The organism is Pseudomonas sp. 05N434 (assembly GCF_056396965.1).
Window position 1 is genome coordinate 1 of record NZ_JBFTMK010001042.1, and the last position, 600, is coordinate 600.

The window sequence follows — 600 nt, forward strand, 5'->3', positions numbered from 1 at the left end:
GGTGAAGCTTGCCCGTGAAGAAAGCGACTCGGTCCCCCGACCGAGTCGCCGCAACTGCTTACTCCAACGCCGCAGCCGGCCCGAAGAACTCGTAACGGCTTTGCTTCTCCGGCACACCCAAGGCCTTGAGGTGACGCTTGATCGCCGCCATGAAGCCTTTAGGCCCCAGGAAGTAAGCATCCACATCGCGTTGCTGCGGCAACCACTCGCCGAGTTGCTCCTGGCTCAGCAGGCCAACCTTGTCCGCCGCCGGGCTGACGCCATCGTCTTCGGCGTAGCAATAGAAACGCTTGAGCTGCGGATGACGCTCGGCCAGCCCGTCGATCCAGTCGCGGAAGGCATGCACGCTGCCGTTGCGCGCACAGTGAATAAAATGCACCGGCCGCTCGGTCGCCAGCGCCGCTTCGAGCATTGCCAGCGTYGGGGTGATGCCGACACCGCCACTGATCAGCACCAATGGTTTGTCGCTGGCGGTCAGGGTGAAGTCGCCCGCTGGCGGGAACAGCATGATGCTCGCGCCGACGTGCAGTTGATCGTGCAAATGGTTGGAGGCGCGGCCACCGGTTTCGCGCTTGACGCTGATGCGGTACTGGCCCTTGT

The 600-nt window shown here is 63.4% G+C and carries 1 protein-coding gene; it reads right to left on the minus strand.

Translation table 11 applies throughout. From position 1 onward, the window contains the following. Positions 1–58: 58 nt before the first annotated feature. Positions 59–600, minus strand: a 542-nt coding sequence (locus AC1DLB_RS31600) for an NO-inducible flavohemoprotein (protein WP_477786478.1), incomplete at its 5' end; no start/stop codon positions are given.